Annotated in this window: 19 protein-coding genes; 7 read left to right on the top strand and 12 right to left on the bottom strand. The window is 59.0% G+C overall.

Annotated elements, in window-relative coordinates:
- Window position 1: 1 nt before the first annotated feature.
- The 10 genes from JTJ32_RS25295 to yaaA form a co-directional block, all read right to left on the bottom strand.
- Window positions 2–1,558, bottom strand: coding sequence for an MBOAT family O-acyltransferase (locus JTJ32_RS25295; protein WP_099226870.1), 1,557 nt, complete (start codon window positions 1,556–1,558; stop codon window positions 2–4).
- Window positions 1,559–1,688: 130 nt separating this feature from the next.
- Window positions 1,689–2,822, bottom strand: coding sequence for a mannuronate-specific alginate lyase (locus JTJ32_RS25290; protein ID WP_004886251.1), 1,134 nt, complete (start codon window positions 2,820–2,822; stop codon window positions 1,689–1,691).
- Between the two features lie 8 nt (window positions 2,823–2,830).
- Entirely contained in the window at window positions 2,831–4,270 is a 1,440-nt protein-coding gene (locus JTJ32_RS25285; RefSeq protein WP_099226868.1) for an alginate O-acetyltransferase AlgX-related protein, read from the bottom strand.
- 14 nt (window positions 4,271–4,284) lie between these two features.
- A complete protein-coding gene (algG, locus tag JTJ32_RS25280) occupies window positions 4,285–5,895 on the bottom strand; it encodes a mannuronan 5-epimerase AlgG (protein WP_099226867.1) in 1,611 nt (536 codons plus the stop codon).
- 26 nt (window positions 5,896–5,921) lie between these two features.
- Window positions 5,922–7,403: an alginate export family protein gene (locus JTJ32_RS25275; protein WP_099226866.1), complete on the bottom strand. Its 1,482-nt coding sequence runs from the start codon at window positions 7,401–7,403 to the stop codon at window positions 5,922–5,924.
- Window positions 7,400–8,812, bottom strand: a complete 1,413-nt coding sequence (algK, locus tag JTJ32_RS25270; RefSeq protein ID WP_210043663.1) for an alginate biosynthesis TPR repeat lipoprotein AlgK — start codon at window positions 8,810–8,812, stop codon at window positions 7,400–7,402. Before algK ends, JTJ32_RS25275 begins: the two co-directional genes overlap by 4 nt.
- 2 nt (window positions 8,813–8,814) lie before the next feature.
- Window positions 8,815–9,987 (bottom strand): alginate biosynthesis protein Alg44, encoded by a 1,173-nt coding sequence (locus tag JTJ32_RS25265; protein ID WP_099226864.1) that lies wholly within the window; start codon window positions 9,985–9,987, stop codon window positions 8,815–8,817.
- Between the two features lie 40 nt (window positions 9,988–10,027).
- On the bottom strand, window positions 10,028–11,509 hold the full coding sequence (alg8, locus tag JTJ32_RS25260) for a mannuronan synthase (protein ID WP_221432540.1): 1,482 nt from the start codon (window positions 11,507–11,509) through the stop codon (window positions 10,028–10,030).
- 98 nt (window positions 11,510–11,607) lie between these two features.
- The gene (locus JTJ32_RS25255) at window positions 11,608–12,924 is read right to left on the bottom strand and encodes a nucleotide sugar dehydrogenase (RefSeq protein WP_099226862.1); all 1,317 of its coding nucleotides are present in this window, start codon (window positions 12,922–12,924) and stop codon (window positions 11,608–11,610) included.
- Between the two features lie 815 nt (window positions 12,925–13,739).
- On the bottom strand, window positions 13,740–14,519 hold the full coding sequence (gene yaaA, locus JTJ32_RS25250) for a peroxide stress protein YaaA (RefSeq protein ID WP_099226861.1): 780 nt from the start codon (window positions 14,517–14,519) through the stop codon (window positions 13,740–13,742).
- 213 nt (window positions 14,520–14,732) lie between these two features.
- Here yaaA and JTJ32_RS25245 point away from each other — a divergent pair, with 213 nt between their 5' ends.
- The 5 genes from JTJ32_RS25245 to moaE all read left to right on the top strand — a co-directional run bounded on the left by JTJ32_RS25245 (window position 14,733) and on the right by moaE (window position 19,001).
- Entirely contained in the window at window positions 14,733–15,911 is a 1,179-nt protein-coding gene (locus JTJ32_RS25245) for a polysaccharide deacetylase family protein (protein WP_210043662.1), read from the top strand.
- Between the two features lie 295 nt (window positions 15,912–16,206).
- Window positions 16,207–17,601 carry a PhoH family protein gene (locus tag JTJ32_RS25240; RefSeq protein ID WP_099226860.1) on the top strand — a complete coding sequence of 465 codons (1,395 nt, stop codon included), beginning with the start codon at window positions 16,207–16,209 and terminating at the stop codon, window positions 17,599–17,601.
- A gap of 220 nt (window positions 17,602–17,821) precedes the next feature.
- Window positions 17,822–18,307 (top strand): cyclic pyranopterin monophosphate synthase MoaC, encoded by a 486-nt coding sequence (gene moaC, locus JTJ32_RS25235; protein ID WP_099226859.1) that lies wholly within the window; start codon window positions 17,822–17,824, stop codon window positions 18,305–18,307.
- Window positions 18,304–18,549 (top strand): molybdopterin converting factor subunit 1, encoded by a 246-nt coding sequence (gene moaD, locus JTJ32_RS25230; protein WP_210043661.1) that lies wholly within the window; start codon window positions 18,304–18,306, stop codon window positions 18,547–18,549. The genes moaC and moaD overlap by 4 nt, the downstream gene beginning before the upstream one ends.
- A gap of 2 nt (window positions 18,550–18,551) precedes the next feature.
- Complete coding sequence (moaE, locus tag JTJ32_RS25225; protein ID WP_099226857.1) at window positions 18,552–19,001, top strand: molybdopterin synthase catalytic subunit MoaE; 450 nt, start codon at window positions 18,552–18,554, stop codon at window positions 18,999–19,001.
- Window positions 19,002–19,103: 102 nt separating this feature from the next.
- Here moaE and rhlB read toward each other — a convergent pair whose 3' ends face one another.
- Window positions 19,104–20,570: an ATP-dependent RNA helicase RhlB gene (gene rhlB / locus JTJ32_RS25220; protein WP_210043660.1), complete on the bottom strand. Its 1,467-nt coding sequence runs from the start codon at window positions 20,568–20,570 to the stop codon at window positions 19,104–19,106.
- A 117-nt stretch (window positions 20,571–20,687) separates the two neighbouring features.
- On the bottom strand, window positions 20,688–21,347 hold the full coding sequence (locus JTJ32_RS25215) for an alpha/beta hydrolase (RefSeq protein WP_184318629.1): 660 nt from the start codon (window positions 21,345–21,347) through the stop codon (window positions 20,688–20,690).
- Window positions 21,348–21,830: 483 nt separating this feature from the next.
- Between JTJ32_RS25215 and JTJ32_RS25210 the strand changes: the two genes are divergently transcribed.
- A complete protein-coding gene (locus tag JTJ32_RS25210; protein WP_004886204.1) occupies window positions 21,831–22,859 on the top strand; it encodes an amino acid ABC transporter substrate-binding protein in 1,029 nt (342 codons plus the stop codon).
- Window positions 22,860–22,929: 70 nt separating this feature from the next.
- Window positions 22,930–24,111 (top strand): amino acid ABC transporter permease, encoded by a 1,182-nt coding sequence (locus JTJ32_RS25205; RefSeq protein WP_099226854.1) that lies wholly within the window; start codon window positions 22,930–22,932, stop codon window positions 24,109–24,111.
- The last annotated feature ends 7 nt before the right edge of the window (window positions 24,112–24,118 follow it).

The raw sequence follows: 24,118 nt of genomic DNA, 5'->3' as shown, positions 1-24,118 counted from the left end.
CTCAGAACTGGAAGTAAAGGAACGGCGAGAAGCTCTGCGCCGAAAGTTTGAGAATCGAAGCAACGAACAGCATCAGGATCAGCGCGCGCATGGCGTAGCGGGGCCAGTCGGCAACCCAGTAGGCCGGTTGAACCTGCGCTTCGCTGCCTACGGTATAGCCAGGCAGATGCAGGCTGCCGGGTGCGTCGCCAGGAACAGCCTTGATGGTGCCCGGTTGTGCAGTGGCAGGGCCGTCGGCCTTGGCGCTCTTGCCATCGTCGGCCTGACGGTTCTGGTAGAAGTCACGCAGACCGAAGAACGCCAGGGTCGCGTAGGCCAGAACCAGCGTCGCCACCTGCAGACCAGTGAGGCTTGCACGGTTGAGTTCGGACAGTTCCCACTCGCCGAAGCTGAACATCGCGCCGTACATACGGCCCGCGACGTGCAGGTTTTCTGCGCGGAAGATCACCCAGCCAATCACCACCAGCAGGAAGGTCAGTGCCCAGCGAATCACGTTGAAGCTGTAAGGCTTGGTGTTGATGCCCAGCGCTTTTTCGATCGCCAGCCACATGCCGTGCCAGGCACCCCAGATGATGTAGGTGACATTGGCGCCGTGCCAGAGACCGCCCAGCAGCATGGTCAGGAACAGGTTGCGGTAGGTCGCGACCTTGCCGCCCCGGTTGCCGCCCAGCGTGATGTAGAGGTAGTCACGCAGCCAGGTCGAGAGGCTGATGTGCCAGCGACGCCAGAACTCGGTGATCGACTGGCTGATATAAGGCTGTTTGAAGTTTTCCATGAAGCGGAAACCCATCATCAGACCCAGACCGATGGCCATGTCGCTGTAACCGGAGAAGTCGAAATACAGCTGTGCGGTGTACGCCAGCGCGCCGAGCCAGGCATCGCCAGTGGTCGGGTTTTGCAGGGCGAAGCAGTGGTCCGCCACCACCGCGAGGGTGTCGGCGATGAACACTTTCTTGATGAAGCCCTGCATGAAGCGGGTGGCACCTTCGGAGAACTTGTCCAGCGTGTGCGTGCGGTTGTTGAACTGATCGGCCAGGTCGCGGAAGCGCAACACAGGGCCTGCGATCAGGTGCGGGAAAATCGCCACGAACGCTGCAAAGTCGATCAGGTTGCGGGTCGCCGGGGTATCGCCGCGATACACATCGATGATGTAGCTGATGGACTCGAACACGTAGAACGAGATACCGATCGGCAACAGCACGTGCGTCAGGATGAACGGTTCCAGACCCATGGAGGTCATGGCCGCGTTGATGCTGTCCACGCCGAAGTTCGCGTATTTGAAGTAGCCCAGAATACCCAGGTCCACCACCACGCCGAGCAGCAGCCAGCGCTGTGCCGGTTTGGTCCGCACGCCTGCTGCGCCCACCCTGAGGCCGATCCAGTAGTTCCAGACGGTGACGCCTATGAACAGTGCCAGGAAGTCCACACGCCACCAGGCGTAGAAGATATAGCTGGCGATCAGCAGCAGCAGATTGCGATAGCGTTGCCCGCTCAGGTAGTACAAGCCGAGGAAGATCGGCAAGAACAGGAACAGGAACACGTTGGATGAGAAAACCATCCTTATCTCTCCGTTTGTCCAACATTCAAGGGCCCAAAGCCCCCCCAAACCCCCCATCGAAAACAGGGGGGTGAATCACTGCGCGAGCCGATGGATCGGCTCCCGCCACTCAAGGCATCACGTCACCGAATCAGGAACCATCCTTGTCACCTTTTTCATGAGACGGGTCGTAGACCTTGGTCAGGTCGCCGCCCAGACGGAACGTCTTGAACGGCTGCTTTTCGTGTTTCTCTTCAAGCGTTTCGGCGTTGCAGGTGTAGAGCGCGCAGAACGGTTCAAGCCAGGCGAATTTCGGGTCCTTCTTCAGGTCCGTCATGTCCTGTTTTTCGCCGTTGTGCTCAGCGAACATCGAAGGATCTTTCACCCCGGCCAGCACGCGATCGGCCAGTCGCTTCAAGGCACCGTTGTTTTCCGGACGCAGATCCACACCGTTGGCCTGGGCAAAGCTGGCGATCATGGCCAGTGGCGGCAGGGCATAGTTGTGGTACGACAGGGCGCGTTGACGGCGCTTCATTTCGTTAGGCAGGAAGCCGTCCTTGTCCACCTGATTGGCCGCGACCTTGAATTCCTTCACTGCCCAGTCGAACAGGTCCTGACGATTGGTGGCGACAGCCGTTGCCATCACCGACCAGGCGGCCCAGTACGAGTGGTTGTTGATTTTTTCCAGCGGCAGATTGCTCCAGTCGCTGACCACCTGATCGGCCAGTTTGCTGAACCAGGCTTCGATGATCTGCGCGTCCTGCTGACGGTTGGCCAGCGGTTTGGACTCGGAGAACTTCAAACGCAGGTACGCCGACGACATGCTGCCCAGCGCCCATTTGCGCATCGACTTGCCGGTGTGGTTGAACTCGCGGGACTCCAGCGCATCGGCCTTGGCCCAGGTGGTCATCATGTTCAGCGCACAGTCGAGCTGTTCGGGACGACCGTCGCGCATGTACTGCATCACGACTTTGCTGACGCCACGTTCAAGGGTGGTGATGTCCTTGGTCGCATCGCGAAAGGCTTCTTCGGACTTCAGGTTCAGCGTGGCGCGAGCCTTGTCGGAGCCTTCGTACTTGCTGCGAAACACCAGTTTGTCGGTGTATGGCTTGGGAATGGCATCACAGGTGAAGTTGTGATCACCGGTCTTCATTTTTTCGATCGGCGCGTCATAACCCTTGGGTGGAACCAGTGTCGCGGCTGCGGATGCACCCATCGCCCAGGCCATCGATGACAGGATTGCCATCGACAGCAGGGTAGGGCGTATCAGTTTCGGAGTCTGCATATGTCACCTCATAGTCCGGCTTGAGCGGTGTGTTTCGCAGCGCTCGGGAACACGTTGCGTTTGCATACTTTCGCTTCGACTTTCTGTGGTTCTGCTCCTGCTTCCGGTCCCTGGATCTCGAGGGCCAGCAACTGCTGATCAGCCCAGTCCTCGTCTTCGCGCAATTCAAAGGCGAAACGTCCATCGGTGTCAGAGGTTTCCGGTTTTTCGATTTTCAGGTCTTCGTGACGACCGTTCATGTACCAGAGCCTGGCCTGAAGGACTTTCACGGAGGTGTCGTCGAAACGGATATCGATCTGGTTGTTGCTGTTGCGAATGTCCTTGATGCCGTTCTTGCCGTTGACCAGCACTTCGTTGTTGCCCGGCTTCAGGGTGGTGCTGGCGCTCATGACCGCCGGCTTGCCTTCGCAACCGTTGTCCAGCAGCGCCATCATCTGGCGATAGATGGTTTCTTGATCCAGGCGATACAGCGGCGAGAATTCCCAGATGAGAATCTTCGGTGGACGCTTCTGGAAGTCTTCGCTGCCCAGATACTGAAGCATCGAACCTTCCAGGCCACCGCCGGGGAACGCCACGTTCAGCACGTCGGCGCTGAGGTATTCCTGCAGGAAGCCACCGAAGTTGTAGTTCTTGCCGCTGTGGCTGGTGCCGACCAGGGTGATTTCCGGGTTGCCGGAATCGCCGAACAGATCGCCGTCACCGGCCTCGCCTTTCGGCTCGGTGCTGAACTGGTCCATGTACTGGATGGCATAACTGGTGCCGCACAACTGGCCGGCCATGTTGTGCAGTGTGCCGGTCTTGCCCATGCGCCCGGAAATGTGGCTTTCGAATTCACGCTTGGGAATGTCCGCGTAGCCTGGGACTTTCTTCACGGTCTCGGCCACGATCTTCGCCGTGCGTTGTGCGCCGTAAGGCGTCCAGTGCTGGTCGCCTCGGAAGTAGAAGTCGTGCGCCTGCTGTTCGTTGGTGAGCGGTGACAGGTCGGGCACCCAGTAGCCCATCTTGCTGAAGCGACCGAGCATGGCCTGATAGTTTTTCAGCGCCTTGTCGTAGTCGTACTTGTCGCGTTCGGCCGGGAACAGCTTGTTGCGATCCACCAGGCCGCGAGTCGGCTGATAGACCACCACCAGCTCGACGCCCTTGCTCTTGAATGCATCATGCAGTTCTTTCATGCGGCGGTAGCCGGCAGGCGTGGTGTCGAATTCAGTACGCAGGTCTTCCTGGGTACGGAACAGCCAGTCGCCTTGGGCCTGTACCAGCGTGGTGAAGTTTTGCTGATAGCGCGTGGTGTAGTTTTTCGCGTCGTGCGCAGCCGGGCACAGGCTGCAGCAGGGCTCGGCGGTAAAGGTCGGCGCTTTCGAGTCGTCTGCCCGAGCGACACCGGCGGCGGCCATCAGCGCGGCGGTGAGGCTGGACAGGCTCAACAGCTTGATCAAATGTGCGTGCATAACAATACCCTTCCTCATTCCCGCAGCTCGGTCTGGCTTTCGACGGGGTCGATCAATACGGCTTTCTTCTGGCGTACCAGCAGGTCGAGGATCTCGTTCTGGCGCTCGCCCAGAATGCCGTTGAGGCTGATGCCGACTTCCTTGGTCGGGGCCAGCATCGAGACGCGATACAGCTCGACACTCAAGGGCGAGTCGATGGACAGCGGGCCGGAGCCGTTGCTGGCCAGTTCGCCGCCGACCATGATCAGCGACACCTGAGCGTCGAACGGATCGAGCTCGATGTCGCGGTCGGTATCGCTGAGGTCCTTGATGTGGCCGTAGACGCCCATCAGCCCGTTACCGGTGGCGATGTTTTCGTACAGCTTGATGTTCACACTGTTACGTACGCGGATACCGTGGCGGCGATTGGCAATCACACGGTTGCCCCACAGCAGGTTGTTGCCGCTTTCGTACAGGGTGATGCCGTCGGTGTGGTTCTGGTAGATCTCGTTGTAGGCGACGATGTTGCCGACGCTGTTACGGTCCAGGACCACGCCGGACAACTTGTTGTCATGGCTCTTGTTGCGGAAGATGAAGCTGTTGTCGACTTCTCGGGAAATAATGATCCCGTGCTTCTTCTTGGTCCCGTAGACGTCGTTCTCGGCAATGATCAGACCGTGGGAACGGTCGTGCGGGTCAATGCCGTAGACGATGTTGTCGCGGTAGGTGTTGCCCTTGACCACGAAGTCACGCGTCTCGTAGCAGTAGAAGCCGTACCACATGTCCGAGAACTCGGAATCAATGATCCAGCCGGTCGGCTCGGCACGCTTGAGGATCTTCGCGGTGTTCGGCGTGTATTGCGAAATACTGACACCGTAGGACTTGCTCTGGTCGTAACCCATGCTTGCCATTTTGGTGTTGGCGATCCAGGTTTGCGAACCGCCCCAGGTCAGCACGAACGGGCGAAACTCGTCAGGCTTGCGATACGTCGCCAGGCTGTTGCGGGTCTCACTCCAGGCGTTGACCTGAGTATGGGTGATCAACATCTTGCCTTCGCTGACGATGAACGAACCTTTCTCCTGGGACAGACGCAATTCCCTGGTCTTGCTGTCGATCTCGAAGATACCGGTTTCCTTGACCAGAATCGGCAGGCGCGCCACGTAGACGCCCGGCGACACTTCATTCAGAAACTGCTTGGGCACCTTCTTGACCAGGTCCTGAAGATTCACATAACCGTCGGAGATCATGATCGCTTGTGGGATACCCTTCTGACGGACGACCCATTCAGCCATCTTGTTGTCGCCGCCGATGAATTCCTTCAGGCCGGTTTCTTCCATCATCCGGGCAACGGTGACCTTGCCCGGCTTGTTGCGCACAATCTTTTTCAGTGCCGCTTCTGCGGTGTAGCCGCTGAGGTCGGGCAGTACCGGCTTGGCCATCTCCAGCGGCGCGGTTGGCGGGCTGGTGATGGTGTAGGTCTTGGCCTGTTGCAGCTCCTTGACCACCGCCTTCGGCGCCTCGGGGGTGACAGGCGCGTTGGCCAGTGCGGCACCGCTGGCCATCAGCAGCGCGCTGCTCAGCACGGCGCTTTCCAGCAGGGCGTGTGGCCAGGTGCGGCTACGTCCGTTGCTTGCTTGACTGTTCATCTGTGGCACTCCTTTGGCGGTTCGCATCAGAAGCGCCAGATGACGTCGACAATGGCGCGGTGCATGTATTCATCCACGCCGTTGTGGTACGCGTCGCCGGGCTTGAAGACGCCGGCACGCAAGCGCACCAGAGCCGACGGTTCGTCGAAGGACTGGCTCAACGAGGCTGGCAGCAGGCCCTGTTTGAAGTACTTGGTCACGACCAGGTCCATTTCCTGACCCAGATCCTTGCGACCGTCTTCCAGCGGCAGCGAGCTGAAGGTATTGCTGTCGCCGTTCTCGCGAACAGCGTTGATCCCCGAGCCACCGATACCGGTGTTGCCGTCGACACGGCGGAACTTGTGGTAGATCAGCGAGGCGTCGTATTGCTCGTTCATCTGCCAGGAAGCGAACAACGAGCCGGTTTCCACGTTGGCCATTTCGCCCTGGAAGGCTTCACCGAAGCGGTGAATACGCGAGCGGGTGCCGGTCCAGTTCGAACGGTTGCTTTCCAGGCCGTTCTGAACGTAATCCTTGCTGGCGCGCGAGTAGGCCGCACCGACTTGCCACTGAGGATCCAGACGCAGGCGCAGGCCCAGGTCGGTGGCCCAGCCGTTCATGTCACGGCTGTTCTTTTCGCCCGCAAAGTACTGGTCATTCACGCCGTTGACACCGATCTCGTCACGGTCGCCGTTGAGCCAGGTCAGGCTGCCCCAGTAGTTGAGCTGATTGGTGTTGCGGTAGTTGTAAGCATCGCTGTCAGCCTGCAGACCCAGCCAGGTCAGGTTGCCATTGGACGTCTTGTCCAGGTCGTCGAGTTCCTGACCCTGGTCCTTGAGCTTGCCGTTGTCGTGGCTGTAGTGCGCACGCACGCCTGCCCAGTGACCCGGAGTCCACTGGTAGCTGGCCGAACCGAACAGGTGCTTGCGATCTTCGTCGTCGGGGGCCAGTTCGGTCAGGTCGGTGCGGTATTCGCTGAAACGCTGTGCAGCGCCCAGTTCGGCACGCAGCAGCGTGGTATCGAAGGTCCAGTTGATGGCTTCGATGTTGGTGTCGTGCCACTGACCGTCGTCGTTGCGCAGACGCTGACGACCGACTTTCAGGATCTCGCCGGGGTAGGGCGTGAAGCCGCTGTAGCCGATCCAGAATTCGCGCAGTGCCGCGTAGGATTTGTCGACTTCGCGCTCGCTGGCGGTGCCACGCGATACTTGAGTCTGGCCGTCGCCTGCGCCGGTGGACTGTTCCAGCGGGTCGGTCTGAATGGTGTCTGTGGCAGTGACCACCTGGCCCATGGCGTAACCGCTCCAGTTGCCGCGCTCGCCGTAGACCCATGGACGCAGGTCCAGGCCCAGACCGCTGACGTCACCGCCCGAACGGGTGCCCAGATCACGGTCGTCTTCCAGTTGGCCGGTAGCTTTCACTTCCAGACCGAAATTCTGTTCTTCGGTCAGGGCTGCCAGTGTCGGGCAGGCCCACAGCAGGCTGAAGCCAAGGCCCACGCCGGCGGCCATCAGGGGATTCAACTTCATAGTGCTTCCTCACCGTCTTTTTCTTCTTGCAGGGCCTGCATCGCCATCACGCTCTGGTTGGCGGCTGCGCCCCGGACTTTTTGCTCACGTGCCAATAGATCCTTGGCGCCGGCGAGCTTTTCAGGCGGCAGTGTGGTGCTCAGTTGCTGGGCCAGTTCAGTGGCCTGCGGGGTTTCGCTGGTCAGAGCCAGTTGGGCAAATACCCAGGCGTTGACCGGATCAGGCTTGGTGCCTTTGCCTTGTGAGAACAGTTGCGCGAGGGCGAAGTCGGCGCTGTTCTGGCCACCACGTGCGGCGGTCAGCAACTCATCCACGGCTTTCTGCGGATAGACCTGGCCGAGGTAGCCGCGGCGGTAGATCTGACCCAGGTAGTAGTGGGCAGAGATTTCCGTCGCTGCGGCTTTTTTCAGGTGGGCTTCGGCCTTGAAAGCATCGGGCGTGACCCATTTGCCTTCGTAGTACAGGCGACCCAGCAGCAGTTCGGCACGTGGCTGGTCAGCCGCGCGGCCGTTGTCCAGGTATTCCATCATCTTGTTGACGTCGCCCAGTTCGGGGAAGTCGTAAAGCAGCTTGGCGAGGGTCACCCAAGAGGCTGGGTAACCCGGCGCGATGTTTTCCAGCAATTGCTGGGCGGTCTTTTCGTCCGGCGTACCGATGGTCGAGTCGCCCAGTACACGCGCCACACTGTCCACGCGCTGAGCGCCGATGCGGCCAGCGGCGTATTCGCTTTTCAGGCGTTCGAGCAAGGCTGCCTGCGGCTCGGCCTGACCACGCGTCTGGTAAACGGTGGCCAGTTCGACGTAGCAGATGTCAGTCGTGTCCAGCGCCTGCTTGCAGATGCTTTCCACTTCATCCAGATGCTCGGCGTAGGTGCCCTGGGTGCGATACAGCAGCACCTGGGCCAGACCCGCTTCCGGATAACCGGCGGCGCGCCACTGGCTGATCTTCTGCTGCGCATTCACGTCCGGGAAGGTGTGCGGGTATTGCAGATAGAGCATGGCCAGCGGGACCAGCGTGCCGGATTCACCATTGGCGAAGGCTTTCTTCAGCAGCGCTTCGGCTTCGTGACGTTCGGCATCGGTTGCGTCCGGCTTGGCGGCCAGCAGACGGCCCAGACGCGATTGCGCCCGTGGCGAGGTCTCGGCGGCCGCACGGTAGGTCGCTTCCGCCTGCTTGAGCAGGGCAGGGTCGCGGGTGTTGACCTGAATATCTGCCAGGCCAACCTGTGCATCGCTGTAGCCCAGGTCCGCCAGCTGCCGATAGTTCTGCTCCGCCAATGCAGTGTCGCCGTTTTTCAGGGCTTCATTGGCAAGACGTTGGTCAGGCAGGCCGGCACAGCCGCTCAGGCCGAGCGCGACGGCGAGGCTCAATAGCGTGGGGGTCGACAGGCGTCGTAATGGGCTGCTCATGATTACAGACCCGCGGCCACGGCTTTGTCGATCAGCCAGTTCACGGAAGGACCGCGATCACTGACCACTTCGACAGGACGGCCGGCAAGCGAGCTGCTCAGGCTTTCGTCAGGCTTGATCTGCACACGGATGTCGGTGGACAGGTCGGTGTCGCTCAGGTTGGTGCTGCTGACGATCTCGCCAGTGCGCAGTTTGTCCTCGCCCGCGACCTGGAAGCTGACACGGGTGCCCGGCTTGACGTCGTTGAACTGGCGATAGGTGAAGCGTGCTTCAACCGTGGCTGGCGCATTGCGTGGCACCAGTTGGAAGATCACCTGACCTTTGCTGGCGTACTGACCATCGGCAACCAGCTGGCGAGCCACGACACAGTCACACGGGCTGGTCAGGGTGCCGCTCATCTGCTTGCCATACAGCTCTTCGATTTTTGCTGGCTGCAGGTCTTCACCGGTCAGGCTGCCTTTGAGCATTTCCAGCATGCTGGTGTTGAAGCTCGCCAGTGGTGCGCCTTTGGTGGTTTCGCCGTTCGGCTGAACCAGGCTCTGCACAGTGCCTTCGCGCGGCATGGTGATGTCCATGCTCGGGATCGAGACCAGACCGGCCGAGGCGTGGCTCACGAAGTAGAGGCCGTAAATGGTCTTGAAGATGAAGCCGAATGCTGCCAGACCGACGATGAAGATGCCGAGGCTGAAGGTGACTGCGCGCAGGCGACCCATGGCGCTCATGCCGCCGTCGCTGCCCTTGACCTTGCGCGCCTTGGTGAAGTTGTCGCGCTGCAGGGTTGCCAGCACTTCGCCCAGGCTGACGATGTCGCCGGACAGGTGCGAAGTGATCAGGTGACGCAGCGTGGCAATGTCCTGGGCTTCCAGATTCTGGAACTGGCAACCGACACGGCCGCTGGCGTTGTCCACCGAGCGGACCTGCATTTCCACGTCCATGGCCAGACCGAGGTTGTCGATCAGGAACTGCAGGCGGCCCTTGATGACCTCTCCTGCGGTATAGCGCTGACCTTGCGGGGCGATGAAGCTCAGGCCGCCGGCCGACAGGTCTTCGATGCGCACCAGCGGGGCGTTCGGCTGATCGTTCAGCAGGCGCAGTTTGGCAGGGATCTTGACCCGGGCGTGCTGACGCTGGGCTTCGGATTCATGTACGACGTTCGCATTCACGGCTGTATTCATGGCTAATTTTCCTACTTAAGCGATTAATCCGTTGGCCCGGTCAAACCATCGTCAACAGCACGGCGACGAAGATGGTGCCAGCCGAGAAAGTCATGGTTCGGGAAGACCACGTGTTGAACCAACCCTGAAAGCTGGCCATGTCGCGGCTGAGTTTGGTGTCCTGGCGCGTCCAGGACTGGCGGTCCAGTCGGAAGAAGACGTAGATCTTCATGAGGGCGCCGACGATCTGGTTGTAATAGAGAATCAGGGGGTAGGCAGGGCCGATCCTGTGTCCCGAGAAGGACAGCAGCAGCGTGAGGATCAGGCGGGTCATGCCGATCCACAGCAGGTACATCAGCAGAAAGGCTCCGCCGTACTTGAAGCTGGCGATGATGGCGACCGTCAGACCGAGGATGGAAGTCCACATCGATACACGCTGGTCGAACAGCACCACACTGGTGAACAGGCCAAGGCGACGAATACCCAGACCCAGCGCACGCGAGTTTTGACGCAGGTTGTTGCCGTACCAGCGGTACATCAGCTTGCGGCTGGCCTTGAGGAAGCTCTTCTCGGGCGGGTGCTCGACCGTGTTGATCGCGGCATCCGGCACGTAGAAGGTGTCGTATCCAAGGCGCATCAGGCTGAACCAGCTGGATTTGTCGTCGCCGGTCAGGAACCGGAACGTGCCCAGACGCCAGTGGTTGAGCGAGTCGCTTTCCACGTCGGCGATGAACTCGGGGTCGGTGACCACTGTGGCGCGGAATACCGACATGCGGCCGGTCATGGTCAGCACGCGCTTGGACAGGGCCATCGAGCACATGTTGATGTGACGCTGAGCGAAACGCAGCTTGTGCCACTCGCTCATGATGTAACCGCCGCGCACTTCACAGAACTCGTTGGTGGTCAGGCCGCCGACGTTTTCGAACAGCTGGAACCACGGCACGGTCTTGGCCACGACGCCTTCGTTCAGAACGGTGTCACCGTCGATTACCGCGACGACCGCGCGCTCGTCCGGAAGGTGGCGGGATATGGCACGGAAACCGTAGGCCAGACCGTCACGCTTGCCGGTGCCAGGGATGCGCACGAAGTCCAGCTTCACGCGGTCCGGCGGGTTGAGACGGGCCCACATCGCCTTGACCAGCAGCTCATCGGACATTTCCACCAGCGAGCAGACGATGGTGGTCGGCAGACCGCAATTGATCGCTTCACGAATGACCGAGCTGTACACCTGAGCGGTGGTCAGCGCGTCGATACGAAAGCTGGTGACCATCAGAAACACATGGGACGGATCTGCTGCCTTACCCAACTTTTGAACCTTGCGGCGCAAGTGCGGATAAACGATGTACAGAAAGATCATCCCGCGCACAAAGTGCGTAATACCCATTGAATAACGCCAGATACCCACGGCGCCAATCAGAAAGATAAAGTTCTTCGACTGCGAGTCGAAGATACTGGTGGGCAATGCCGTGGCAATACCCATTAATAAACTTAGATAAAACAGCCAACCGGCGGCCTGTAAAAGGCCGTGTTTTAGCCTCTGCATAATCTGTATCCCTAAGTCAGTTGCAAGCCTCAAGCCCCAGGCCCAAGCAGTGCTTGAACGAGTGGCCTGGAGCTTGGCGCTTGTGGCTTGCGGCTGATTTACCAGCAGATACCTTCGGCACGGCCATCTTCACTGGTGGCCTTGGACATGAAGCCCACCAGGTCGATGACGCGCTTGCCTTCAGGGGTCTTGTCGGCGAGTGTGCGGAAGCGCTCGTCGCGGTTGCCCAGGATGATTACGTCAGAGTCGTTGATGACCTGGTCGAAGTCGGAATTCAGCAGCGAGGAAACGTGCGGGATTTTCGATTCGATGTAGTCTTTGTTCGCGCCGTGAACACGTGCGTATTCAACGTTGCTGTCGAAGATGCTCAGGTCGAAGCCCTTGCCGATCAGCATTTCGGCCAGCTCTACGAGCGGGCTTTCGCGCAGGTCGTCGGTGCCGGCCTTGAAGCTCAGACCCAGCAGTGCAACCTTGCGGCTGTCGTAGCTGGCAACCATGTCGAAAGCGTTCTGCACCTGAGAAACGTTGCTGCGCATCAGGGAGTTGAGCAGCGGCGCTTCAACGTCCAGCGTGCTGGCACGGTAGGTCAGGGCGCGAACGTCCTTCGGCAGGCAGGAACCGCCGAATGCGAAGCCTGGGCGCATGTAGTACTGAGACAGGTTCAGTGCCTTGTCCTGGCAGACCACGTCCATCACTTCACGGCCATCGACGCCGACGGCCTTGGCAATGTTGCCGATTTCGTTGGCGAAGGTGACTTTGGTGGCGTGCCACACGTTGCAGGTGTACTTGATCATTTCGGCAACGGCGATGTCCTTGCGGATGATCGGTGCGTCCAGTTCTTCGTACAGCGATTGCAGAACGTCGCCCGATGCCTTGTCGAACTCGCCGATGACGGTCATCGGTGGCAGGTCGTAGTCCTTGATCGCGGTGCTTTCACGCAGGAACTCAGGGTTCACTGCAACGCCGAAGTCCACGCCCGCTTTCTTGCCGGAGCAGTCTTCCAGAATCGGGATGACAACATTGGCAACGGTGCCTGGCAGTACGGTGCTGCGGACCACGATGGTGTGACGGGATGTCTTTTCACGCAGCACGTAACCGATTTCGCGGCAGACGGATTCGATGAAATCGAGTTCCAGATCGCCGTTTTTCTTGCTCGGTGTACCTACGCAGATCATCGACAGATCGGTGGCGCGAATAGCTTCGGAGAAGTCCGTAGTGCCACGCAGTTTGCCCGTACGAATACCTTGCGCCAGCAGGTCTTCCAGACCCGGTTCAACGATGGGCGATTTGCCGTTATTGATCAGGTCGATCTTGGTGCTGGAGATATCCACACCAACAACTTCATGACCCCGTGCAGAAAGGCAACCGGCACAGACTGCACCGACATAACCCAAACCAAAGATGCTGATACGCATCGTACTCTCCTCGATTTTCACGCCATAAGTTGGCTGGATATTAATTTTGGCCAGCAGATGTCACACGCGAGTCGTGACAGCGTGTAAGGCCATCTAACTAACGCAGGCATATTTAAGAGTGAGTGCCCAAACAAGCGAGGCGAACCCAAATGACACTAAGTACAAGCGGCAGGTGACCTGTCCTTCCGGGCGGGGCCCTGCTCTCTTGGATGCAGTAAACCACTCCATGTATAGCGATCGACGGCGGATCAGGAGCTGAAAGCCTTTGGCCAGAGCCTTGGCGGTCATTGTCGAGTCCTGCGCGCCACACCATTCCGGTGCTTCGCCTGTCTACCTACTTCAACTAGTGATATGAGTTTTAATTTCGGTACCTGCAGCCTCTTCCAGGGGAAAAGGACTGCCTGCGGGTAACTTCCCTTTGTCCTCGCTTCGCTGTAGGTGATCTCCTACAGGATGGCCGAGAATTGTTACGGGATGTAGGAGCGTAAGGTTTCCCATTTAGTTCCGGGCCGCTCGTCCTGTTTCGGAGATTTTGACGTATCAATTTTGTGACATTGCTAGTTGCATACTGATGGCGCAGTAGGGCGAAGTCCCTTGTGGCCGGGGGGTTGACGTTGCTTGATATAATAGTGCCATTATTGCGAAAGGCTAAAGTGCTACTACCTAAAAATTTTGTTTATTTTTTGAGAAAATTTTCTTGTCGGACAAGCGGGACGCTAGTTGACGTTTAACTGGCGTCATAAAGTCGTCGCGCGGCGGGTGAGATGGACGTAACAAGTTGTACAGCGGCGTAGCGCTGCACAACTTTGACGCCATTAGTCTTCTGGAGTGTCGCGCAGAAAGACCAACTTGGAGGGAGTAGAAAGTTCTGATTCATAACGATAGCCCTGCGCATCAAACGCTCTGAGCGCTTCAGGGCTTTCGATTCTTTCTTCAATCACAAACCGGCTCATCATGCCGCGGGCTTTCTTGGCGTAGAAGCTGATGATCTTGTACTGCCCGTTTTTCAAATCCTTGAACTCGGTGTCGATGATTCGAGCCTTGAGCGCAGAGCGCTTGACCGCTGAAAAGTATTCGGTCGAGGCCAGGTTGAGCAGCAGGTCGTCGCCCTGATCGGCGAGTGCTTCATTCAACCATTCGCTGATGCGCGTGCCCCAGAATGCATAGAGGTCCTTGCCGCGGGCGTTGGCCAGCCGCGTGCCCATTTCCAGGCGATAGGGCTGCATCAGGTCGAGCGGACGCAGCAGGCCGTAAAGGCCGGAAAGCATGCGCAAGTGCTTCTGCGCATAGTCGAGCTGATCCTCGCTGAGGGTTTCTGCCTGAAGACCTGTGTACACGTCGCCTTTGAACGCGAGCAGCGCCTGCTTGGCATTCTCGGGTGTGAAGGCGGGCGTCCAGCTGCCGAAGCGCGCGGCGTTGAGCCCGGCCAGTTTGTCGGACAGGTGCATCAGTTCGGCGATCCGGGCAGGCGCGAGTTCGCGAAGCTGGCTGATCAGTTCCTGAGAATGGTCCAGATACTGCGGCTGGGTAAAACGCTCGGTGGTGGGCGGTGTTTCGAAATCGAGGGTTTTCGCTGGGGAAATCACCATCAGCATGAAGTCGTCTCCTTTGATCGTCGGGGGATTCTAGGGGGTGATGGCGTACGACTCCAGCTATGGTGGCGATAGAGACAGGTTTGGCATCCGCCCACGGGGCAATGGCGGTTCACGCATCGGTTTTGTATGTGCCTCGACATAAGGGGGCAGGCGTATATCAGCTATAGTGGCGCGCTGGTCATGACGCGACAGTCGACATAGGGGACATTGGGTTTGCGTATCGTTTTAGCAGTTTGCGCGTGTCTGTTGTGGGGTCAGGCCCAGGCAGCCGCTCCGGTCATTGCCACCATGGATCGCAGTGTCTGGCCCGAGCGCCTGGAAACGCCTGCGTTGTTCGATGTCGCGTCACGCGCCGAGATCCTGGCGTTCGCCCATCAGCTGTATCTGAGCGAAAAGCTGGACGAGGAAGGGCTCAAGCAGCGCCTCGGCCTGCGTTACGTCAATGTGTCCTCGCTGAACGTGGTTCGCCATCGTCTGTGGTCGCGCCTGCTGGAAAACTATCAGGCCGCTCAGAAAAGCTGCGTCGACGACGCCAACTTCTGTGTGCTGGTCGAAGACATGGACCAGTTGCGTCAGCGCGCCGAGGAATATCAGGTTGCCGATGATTCCTTTTATGCCGCCTGGGCAAGACCCAGTGCCATCTTCCATCAGCGCTACCTCAACGAACTGCTGTTTCTGGCCGCGCTGTTTCCCCAGACCAGCAGCGAGATCGAGCGTTATAACTCCGATGAGATGATCGGCGACGAGATGCCGGACCGCACCTTCAAGCTCAACTTCGACAGTGGTCCCAGCGCAGCCGATGGCGCGACGGACTGGCTGGCTGATTTCATGCGCCAGCAGAAGATGACAGCGACTTTTCATGTGTTGGGCAAGAGCCTGCAGGATCGCCTCGACAGTACATCCGTTGTCGGCCTGCAGGCGTTGTACCGCCAGCAATGCGTGGGGATTCAGGGCTGGGAATACCGGTCGCACAGCCAGTGGCTGGACTGGCAGGATTCGATTCAACGCAGTTCGGCATTGGTGCAGCAGATCCTTCCGGATAACTTCGTGCCGCTGTTCCGTCCGCCTTATGGGCATCGTCGTGCCGACAGCGGTGATTACTTCCGCTCGCAACACCTGAGGGTGTCGCTGTGGAATATCGACGCTCAGGATGCAACCGGTCGGCTGACTGCCGATCAGGTGAGCGATCGTGTATTGACGCTCATGCTGCTCTGGCGACGGGGCACGGTGGTGTTCCATGACTCGGCCAACAGGGCGCAGTCGGCACTGCCGCTGTTGATGGCCAACACCGCACAAAGCGAACTGATCTGGGATGACTGCCGGAATCTGTATGAAACGCCCGTGGAACAAGGGCTGGAAAAGACTGACGAAGACACGTCGGAGGGGGAATAATGGGTAAATCGGCTGTAGCTGACTTCCGACTGTAAACGCGCCGGGAACGTCCGCCAAGCGCTATTCGTCATCCTGTGAAATAAACTTCAAAAAACTGTCAAAGAGCTTTTTTCTGTCATCCCTTTTGCTGTATTACGAATACAGACCGCCGAAACCTGCAACACAGGTGGCGTCTTCCAAGACCCACCTTGAGCAACACTTCTACCCTGCCTGAAGGGAAGAAAACCGGCGGCCTTTTCGTGGCGCAGTGCTGTTGTGGTTCTGCGTCGCCTGGCTACTACAAAGGTGAGCGAGTATGGATGACCACGGACGCACCCCCTCCACTAACCAGCCAATCCTTTACGTGCTCGATACCAATGTATTGATCCATGATCCAAACGCACTGCTGAATTTCGAAGAACACCACGTCGCCATCCCCATGACCGTTCTGGAGGAATTGGACAAACTCAAGGCAGGTAAACATTCAGTAGCCGCCGAATGCCGGCAGGCGATCCGCCTGATTGACAAGACACTGGGCGAAGCATCACCCGAAGAAGTCGAGAAGGGTGTACCGATCAATCGCGGCACCGGCGTTTTCAAAGGCTTCCTGTCGATTTTGATGAGCAAGCGCGAAGAACCCAACAGCCTTCTTCCCGAGCATCTGAACGACAACATCATCATCAATCAATTGATCGACCTGCACGCGCGCAACAAGGACTTGAGCGTTGTGCTGGTGACCAAAGACATCAACATGCGCCTCAAGGCCCGCGCCTGTGGCATCGAGGCCGAGGATTACAGCACCGACCAGCTGGTGGACGACGTCTCGCTGTTGTCCCGTGGCTACCACGACATGACCGGTTCGTTCTGGGATCGGGTCAACAAGGTCGACACCCGGCAGGAGCGGGGGCGTACCTGGCACCGTGTGCAATTGAATGAAACCCTGCCTGCAGTCCACATCAACGAGTTCATTGTCGACGAGCAGGGCTTCGTCGGCTGGATCAAGGGCGTCAAGAATGACGAGCTGCTGATTCTGGACATGCATCAGGAGCCGTTGCTGCACCAGGAAGCCTGGGGCCTCAAGCCGCGGGACATTTATCAGGGGCTTGCACTGTTTGCCTTGCTGGATCCGGATATCCATCTGGTCAACCTGTCCGGTGCTGCCGGTTCGGGTAAAACCATTCTGGCCCTGGCCGCTGCCATCGAGCAGACCATGGTCACCAAACGTTATCGCCGCATCATCGCAACCCGTAGCGTGCAGGGGCTTGATCAGGAAATCGGTTTCCTGCCCGGCACCGAAGCGGAAAAAATGGAGCCGTGGCTCGGCGCAATCACCGACAACCTTGAAGCCTTGCACATGGATGACGAAAGCACCCATGGCAGCGTCGATTACATCCTCAGCAAAGTGCCGCTGCAGTTCAAATCCCTCAACTACATTCGAGGCCGCAGTTTTCAACAGAGTCTGATCCTGATCGACGAGTGCCAGAACCTGACGCCGCACCAGATGAAAACCATCATCACCCGTGCCGGTGCCGGTTCAAAGGTGGTCTGCCTGGGCAACCTGGCGCAGATCGACACCCCCTATCTGTCAGCCACCAGTTCCGGGCTGACCTACCTGACGGAGCGCTTCAAGGACTTCCCCAACGGCGTGCACATCACCCTGCAGGGTGTGCCTCGCTCGATACTGGCCGAATATGCGGAGAGCCATTTGTAACTTCGCGCCCGGCGCCAGGCGTGGTCCACCCTTATCGATGGAAACATGCAAGCCCGCGGCAGCGGGCTTGCTCATGAAGAGGATTGCGCAGGCCCCCGAAGCAGGGCGTCTGTAGCAGCGCTTGCGAGTGCAGGCCCACCCCCACGCGCTGTCCGTGCTCCGTCAGCCCCCTGCCGCGCTTTTAGGTTTACAATCCCCGCTCCTGTTCAGGAGTAGAACTGTGCTGACCCATCTCGATTCTCAAGGCCGTGCCAACATGGTCGATGTGACCGATAAAGCGGTGACGTCCCGTGAAGCCGTGGCCTGTGCGCGTGTGCGCATGCTGCCGACCACTCTGCAAATGATTGTCAGCGGGGGCCACCCCAAAGGTGATGTCTTCGCTGTGGCCCGTATCGCGGGCATACAGGCGGCGAAGAAGACCAGCGATCTGATACCGCTCTGCCATCCGCTGATGCTGACCAGCGTCAAGGTCGAACTCAGCGCCGAGGGCGACGACGCGGTGTTGATCATGGCGCGCTGCAAGCTGGCCGGGCAGACCGGCGTGGAAATGGAAGCGCTGACGGCCGCCAGTGTCGCTGCGCTGACGATCTATGACATGTGCAAGGCGGTGGATCGCGGCATGGTCATCGAATCGGTTCGCCTGCTGGAGAAGCTCGGCGGCAAGAGCGGGCACTTCGTCGCTGACGATGTGGAGGCGGGGAAATGAAACTGCAGGTTCAGTATTTCGCCCGCTATCGCGAAGCACTAGGGCTGGACAGCGAGCGGGTCGAGGGGGATTTCGCCACGGTGGACGCAGTGCGTCAGCACTTGTTGCAACGCGGCGAGGCCTGGCAGGTACTCGGCGAGCGGAACGTAATGTGCGCCCGCAATCAGGAACTCTGCGCGCTGGACGAGCCCTTGCAGGATGGCGATGAAGTGGCGTTCTTTCCTACCGTGACCGGAGGCTGATCATGGCGATTCGTGTGCAATCGGCAGCGTTCGATCCGGGCACGGAGGTCAATGCACTGCATGCTGCCAATGTCGGCATCGGTGCGGTGGTGAGTTTTGTCGGTTACGTGCGCGACTTCAACGACGGCCGCGAAGTTTCCGGCATGTTTCTGGAACACTATCCAGGCATGACCGAAAAGGCATTGGCGAAGATTGTAGTCGAAGCCGAACAGCGCTGGCCTTTGTTGCGGCTGGACGTGTTGCACCGGGTCGGAGTGCTGGAGCCGGGCGAACCCATTGTGTTCGTTGGCGTTGCCAGTGCCCATCGTCAGGCCGCGTTCGAGGCCTGTGACTTCGTCATGGATTATCTCAAGACCCGCGCGCCGTTCTGGAAGCGTGAGAACACGTCTGAAGGCGAGCGTTGGGTAGAAGGCCGTGACAGTGATCACGCGGCGGCAGATCGCTGGAAGTGACGGGGCTCGGAGTCTGCCGTACGTGCCACCGAGACGCGAAGCGTCACGGGCGGCATGCCCACGCGGAGCATGGGCACGATCATCTTTCAGGTCAGAAAACGCTTAAGTCGTGCGACGCACCACGGCACGCAGCAGTTCGGTCGGCGGGGTTTCGCAGCTGATCTTGCGGCCCAGCTTTTCTTCGATGGCAGGCAGCTGATACGAGTCGTCTTCGCCTGCGAAGCTGATCGATACGCCGTCAGCGCCAGCACGACCAGTACGGCCGATGCGGTGCACGTAGTCGTCCGGCACTTCGGGCAGGGTGAAGTTGATCACATGGCTGATGCCGTCGATGTGAATGCCGCGACCGGCGACATCGGTGGCGACCAGCACGCGAATCTTGCCTTCGCGGAAGCCTTCCAGCGTCTTGATCCGCTTGTGCTGAGGCACATCGCCTGACAGTTGCGCCGCGTTGACGCCGTCGCGCACCAGTCGTTCTTCGATGCGGCGCACTTCGTCCTTGCGGTTGGCAAAGACCATCACACGTTCCCAGCCGTTGTCGTTGACCAGGTTGTACAACAGCTTGTATTTGTCGGCACCGGCCACCGCGTAGATGTGCTGCTCGACGTTGTCACTGGCAACGTTCAGCGATTCGATCTCGACGATGGACGGATCCGTGGTCCATTGCTTGGCCAGGTTCATGACATCTTCAGTGAAGGTGGCCGAGAACAACAGGGTCTGGCGTTCACCCTTGTGCGGTGTCTGACGAATGATCTGACGCACCTGCGGAATGAAGCCCATGTCCAGCATGCGGTCGGCTTCGTCCAGCACCATCACTTCAACCATGTCCAGATGCACCTCTCCGCGCTGGTTGAAGTCCAGCAGGCGACCCGGCGTGGCAACCAGAATGTCGCAGTGACGCGCTTCCAGTTGCTTGAGCTGCTTGTCGAAGTCCATGCCACCGACGAACGTCATGACGTTCAGGTTGGTGTACTTGGTCAGGTCGGCGGCGTCCTTGGCGATCTGCACCACCAGTTCCCGGGTCGGCGCGATGATCAAGGCGCGCGGTTCGCCCATATAGCGTTCTGCGGGTGGCGGGGTCTGGGTCAGTTGCTCGATGATCGAGATCAGGAAGGCTGCGGTCTTGCCAGTGCCGGTCTGCGCACGGCCGATCGCGTCCTTGCCTTTGAGGGTGAAGCCTAGAACGCCCGCCTGGATCGGCGTGCAGTAAGGGAAGCCCAGGTCCTGAATGGCGTGCATCAGCTCAGGTGCAAGGTTGAAGTCGTGAAAACGGGTCTTGCCTTCCTGCGGTTCAACGACGAAATCTTCAAGTTTCCAGGCTGGGGCAGGAGGTTTCTCCACACGTTCGCGACGCGGGCGCTCGCTCCGGGGCTTGTCGGAGCGCGGTGCTCTGGCCCTGGCAGGCTCGACAGGCTTGTCGGCCGCCTGAACGTGGCGGTCATGATTCTGGCCCTGATTCTGCTCCTGAACGGGCATGACAGGTGCGGGGGCAGGTGCTGCCGGAGCAGGCGCGAGCGGTTCGGCCTCGCTTTTACCGAACATCTTTTTGAGTGCTTTGAGCACGGTCATCTCGTCAATTGGTTAAGGAATGTACGCCGAGCAGTGTAAAGCAAGAACCGTGCTCGGCGTAGTGTCATCCGTGTTGCGCTACAGAACCGCTCGGTCCGGCGCGCTGCAATACCGATTTCAGCGCAGTTTTTCAGCCAGCCACACGCCGATATCCTGAATTTCCTCCGGTAACACTTGGTGTCCCATTGGGTACTCCTGCCATTGAGCGGTGACACCTTGAGCCTTCAAATGCTCGTAGGCGGTCCGGCCCATGACGTTGTGCACCACTTCGTCATGTTGACCGTGCAGGCAGAGGGCCGGGATGCGCTGCTGGCTTGCGGAAAGCGTCATCTGATTATTGAATGTCGGTGCATAAGTGGAAAGCGCGAGCACGCCGCCGAGCGGGCCCTGCCAGCGCAGGTAGCCGGCGTGCAATACCACCGCGCCGCCTTGGGAAAAGCCTGCCAGAAAGATTCGCGCCGGATCGATACCACTGTCACGTTGTTGCTCGATGAGGTTCAGCACCTGCTGCGCCGACGCTTCCATCTCGTCGTGATCGATGGCGCGGGCCTCGCTGCTCATGGCTTTGATGTCATACCAGCTCGGCATCTGATAGCCGCCGTTGACGGTCACCGCGCGCGTCGGCGCCTGCGGGAGCACGAAACGCGTGGTCAGCAGAGACTCCTGCAGGGCTTCGGCCACTGGCAGAAAATCGTAGCGGTCGGCACCGAGGCCGTGCAGCCAGATGACGCACGCATCCGGGGCACGGGACGGTTCAAGGATCAGAGGTTCGCTCATGACTGCTCCATTTTTGTGCGCTGGCGCTTTTTGGGCGCATTAATAGGGTGCGCAGCTTGTTTAAATATGAAAGAAGATGTCGCAAGGGTACAAGTTTTTGTCTTGACCTGTCGCTAATTCAGCATCGCCAGCATGCTGGTACGGGCTTTGCTACAAGACGTATGGAGACTGAGTGCTCTCATCGTTCGGTAACACTATAAAGCTATTACTGGTAACGGTCGAAAAGCAGCACCGGAGTCCATGCGTCAGGATTCGCGGCACGTTTCAACCTGTACCGTTCGGGTTCGGGAAAAACACGGGGCGACAGTCCAAGGGACCGATTCGAATGATGACGAGCCCTGACAAGACGATCTTGCAGGTGCTTCATGATTCAGGTCCGGCCACGCATGACCCAAAAAAAAGCCAGCACGGGTCATTGATGCCTCACAAGGGTGCGATGCCACTGAAACTCCCACACAACAAAGAGCAAACTGGAGATTTTGAATGAAGATGTTGAAATCCACCCTGGCGGTAGTCACAGCTGTAGCAGCACTTGGCGTGGCGGGGGCTGCTAACGCAGGTGCCACACTCGATGCTATCCAGAAGAAAGGGTTTGTTCAGTGCGGCGTCAGCGATGGCCTGCCAGGGTTTTCCGTTCCGGATGCTACCGGCAAGATCACCGGTATCGACGCTGACGTGTGCCGTGCCGTTGCCGCGGCCGTGTTTGGCGACGCGACCAAGGTCAAGTTCAGCCAGTTGAACGCCAAAGAGCGCTTCACTGCACTGCAATCTGGCGAAATCGACATTCTGTCGCGTAACACCACCTGGACCAGCTCACGCGATTCGGGCATGGGCCTGGTCTTCGCCGGTGTGACTTACTACGACGGCATCGGCTTCCTGGTGAACAAGAAGCTGGGCGTCAACAGTGCCAAGGAACTGGACGGCGCGACCGTTTGTATCCAGGCAGGCACCACCACCGAGCTGAACGTCTCCGACTACTTCCGCTCCAACGGCCTGAAATACACCCCGATCACCTTCGACACCTCCGACGAAAGCGCCAAGTCGCTGGAAGGCGGCCGTTGCGACGTGCTGACCTCCGACCAGTCGCAGCTGTACGCACAGCGCAGCAAGCTGGCCAAGCCTGACGACTACGTCGTTCTGCCGGAAGTGATCTCCAAGGAGCCGCTGGGCCCTGTCGTACGTAAAGGCGACGAAGAGTGGTTCTCCATCGTCAAGTGGACCCTGTTCGCCATGCTGAACGCCGAAGAGGCCAAAGTGACCTCCAAGAACGTCGAAGCAGAAGCCAAGTCGACCAAAAACCCGGACGTTGCCCGTATGCTCGGCGCTGACGGTGCCTACGGTGCAGACCTCAAGCTGCCGAAGGACTGGGTCGTGCAGATCGTCAAGCAGGTCGGTAACTATGGCGAGATGTTCGAACGCAACCTGGGCGAGTCTACCCCGCTGAAAATCAAGCGTGGCCAGAATGCCCTGTGGAACGCTGGCGGCATCCAGTACGCTCCACCTATTCGCTGATTGACCCGGCGCCCGGCAGGCTTCCCAGCCTGTCGGGCGTTGTTCTGTTGGATTTTTCCTGGGGCATTTCATGGAAAAGCAAATCGTCGCACCCAAGCAAAAGCTCACTCTGAGCGATCCGAAAGTGCGCGCGTGGTTGTTTCAGATCATCACTGTCATTGCGGTGGTCTCGTTGGGCTGGTTCATGTTCGACAACACCCAGACCAACCTCCAGCACCGGGGTATCACCTCCGGTTTTGGCTTTCTTGAGCGCAGTGCCGGCTTCGGCATTGCCCAGCACCTGATCGATTACAGCGAGGCGGACAGCTATGCCCGCGTGTTTGTCATCGGCCTGCTCAACACCCTGCTGGTATCGGTCATCGGTATCATCCTGGCGACCTTGCTGGGCTTCATCATCGGCGTTGCCCGTCTGTCTCCGAACTGGATGATCAGCAAGCTGGCCACGGTGTATGTGGAAGTCTTTCGCAATATCCCGCCACTGCTGCAGATCCTGTTCTGGTACACGGCGGTCTTCCTGACGCTTCCCGGGCCACGTCAGGCTCATGGCTACTTCGACATGTTCTTCGTCAGCAGCCGTGGCTTGAACATGCCCCGAGCAATGCCGGCCGAAGGCATGATTGCGTTTCTGGTCAGCATACTGATCGCCATCGTTGCCGTGGTGATGATGGTGCGTTGGGCCAACAAGCGTTTTGAAGCCACCGGTCAGCCGTTTCACAAGTTCTGGACTGCCCTGGCCTTGCTGCTGGTCATTCCCGGGCTGAGCATGTTGGTGTTCGGCAGCCCTGTGCATTGGGAATTGCCACAGCTCAAGGGCTTCAACTTCACGGGTGGCTGGGTATTGATCCCCGAGCTGATCTCGCTGACGCTGGCATTGACTATCTACACTGCGGCGTTCATCGCCGAAATCGTGCGTTCCGGCATCAAGTCGGTCAGCCATGGTCAGACCGAAGCCGCCCGTTCGCTGGGGCTACGTCCGGGTCCTACGCTGCGCAAGGTCATCATCCCGCAGGCTCTGCGAGTGATCATCCCGCCGTTGACCAGTCAGTTCCTGAACCTGGCGAAGAACTCTTCGCTGGCGGCGGCCATCGGTTATCCGGAAATGGTTTCCCTGTTTGCCGGTACGGTGCTCAACCAGACCGGACAGGCGATTGAAGTCATTGCCATCACCATGAGCGTGTACCTGGCGATCAGTATCAGCATTTCCCTGCTGATGAACTGGTACAACAAGCGCATTGCGCTGATCGAGCGGTGAGGAAACG

Origin of the sequence: Pseudomonas alliivorans (assembly GCF_017826695.1) — a bacterium.
Classification (GTDB): Bacteria; Pseudomonadota; Gammaproteobacteria; order Pseudomonadales; family Pseudomonadaceae; genus Aquipseudomonas; species Aquipseudomonas alliivorans.
Note: the sequence above shows the minus strand (reverse complement) of the source record. Positions and strands in the feature narration are given on the sequence as shown.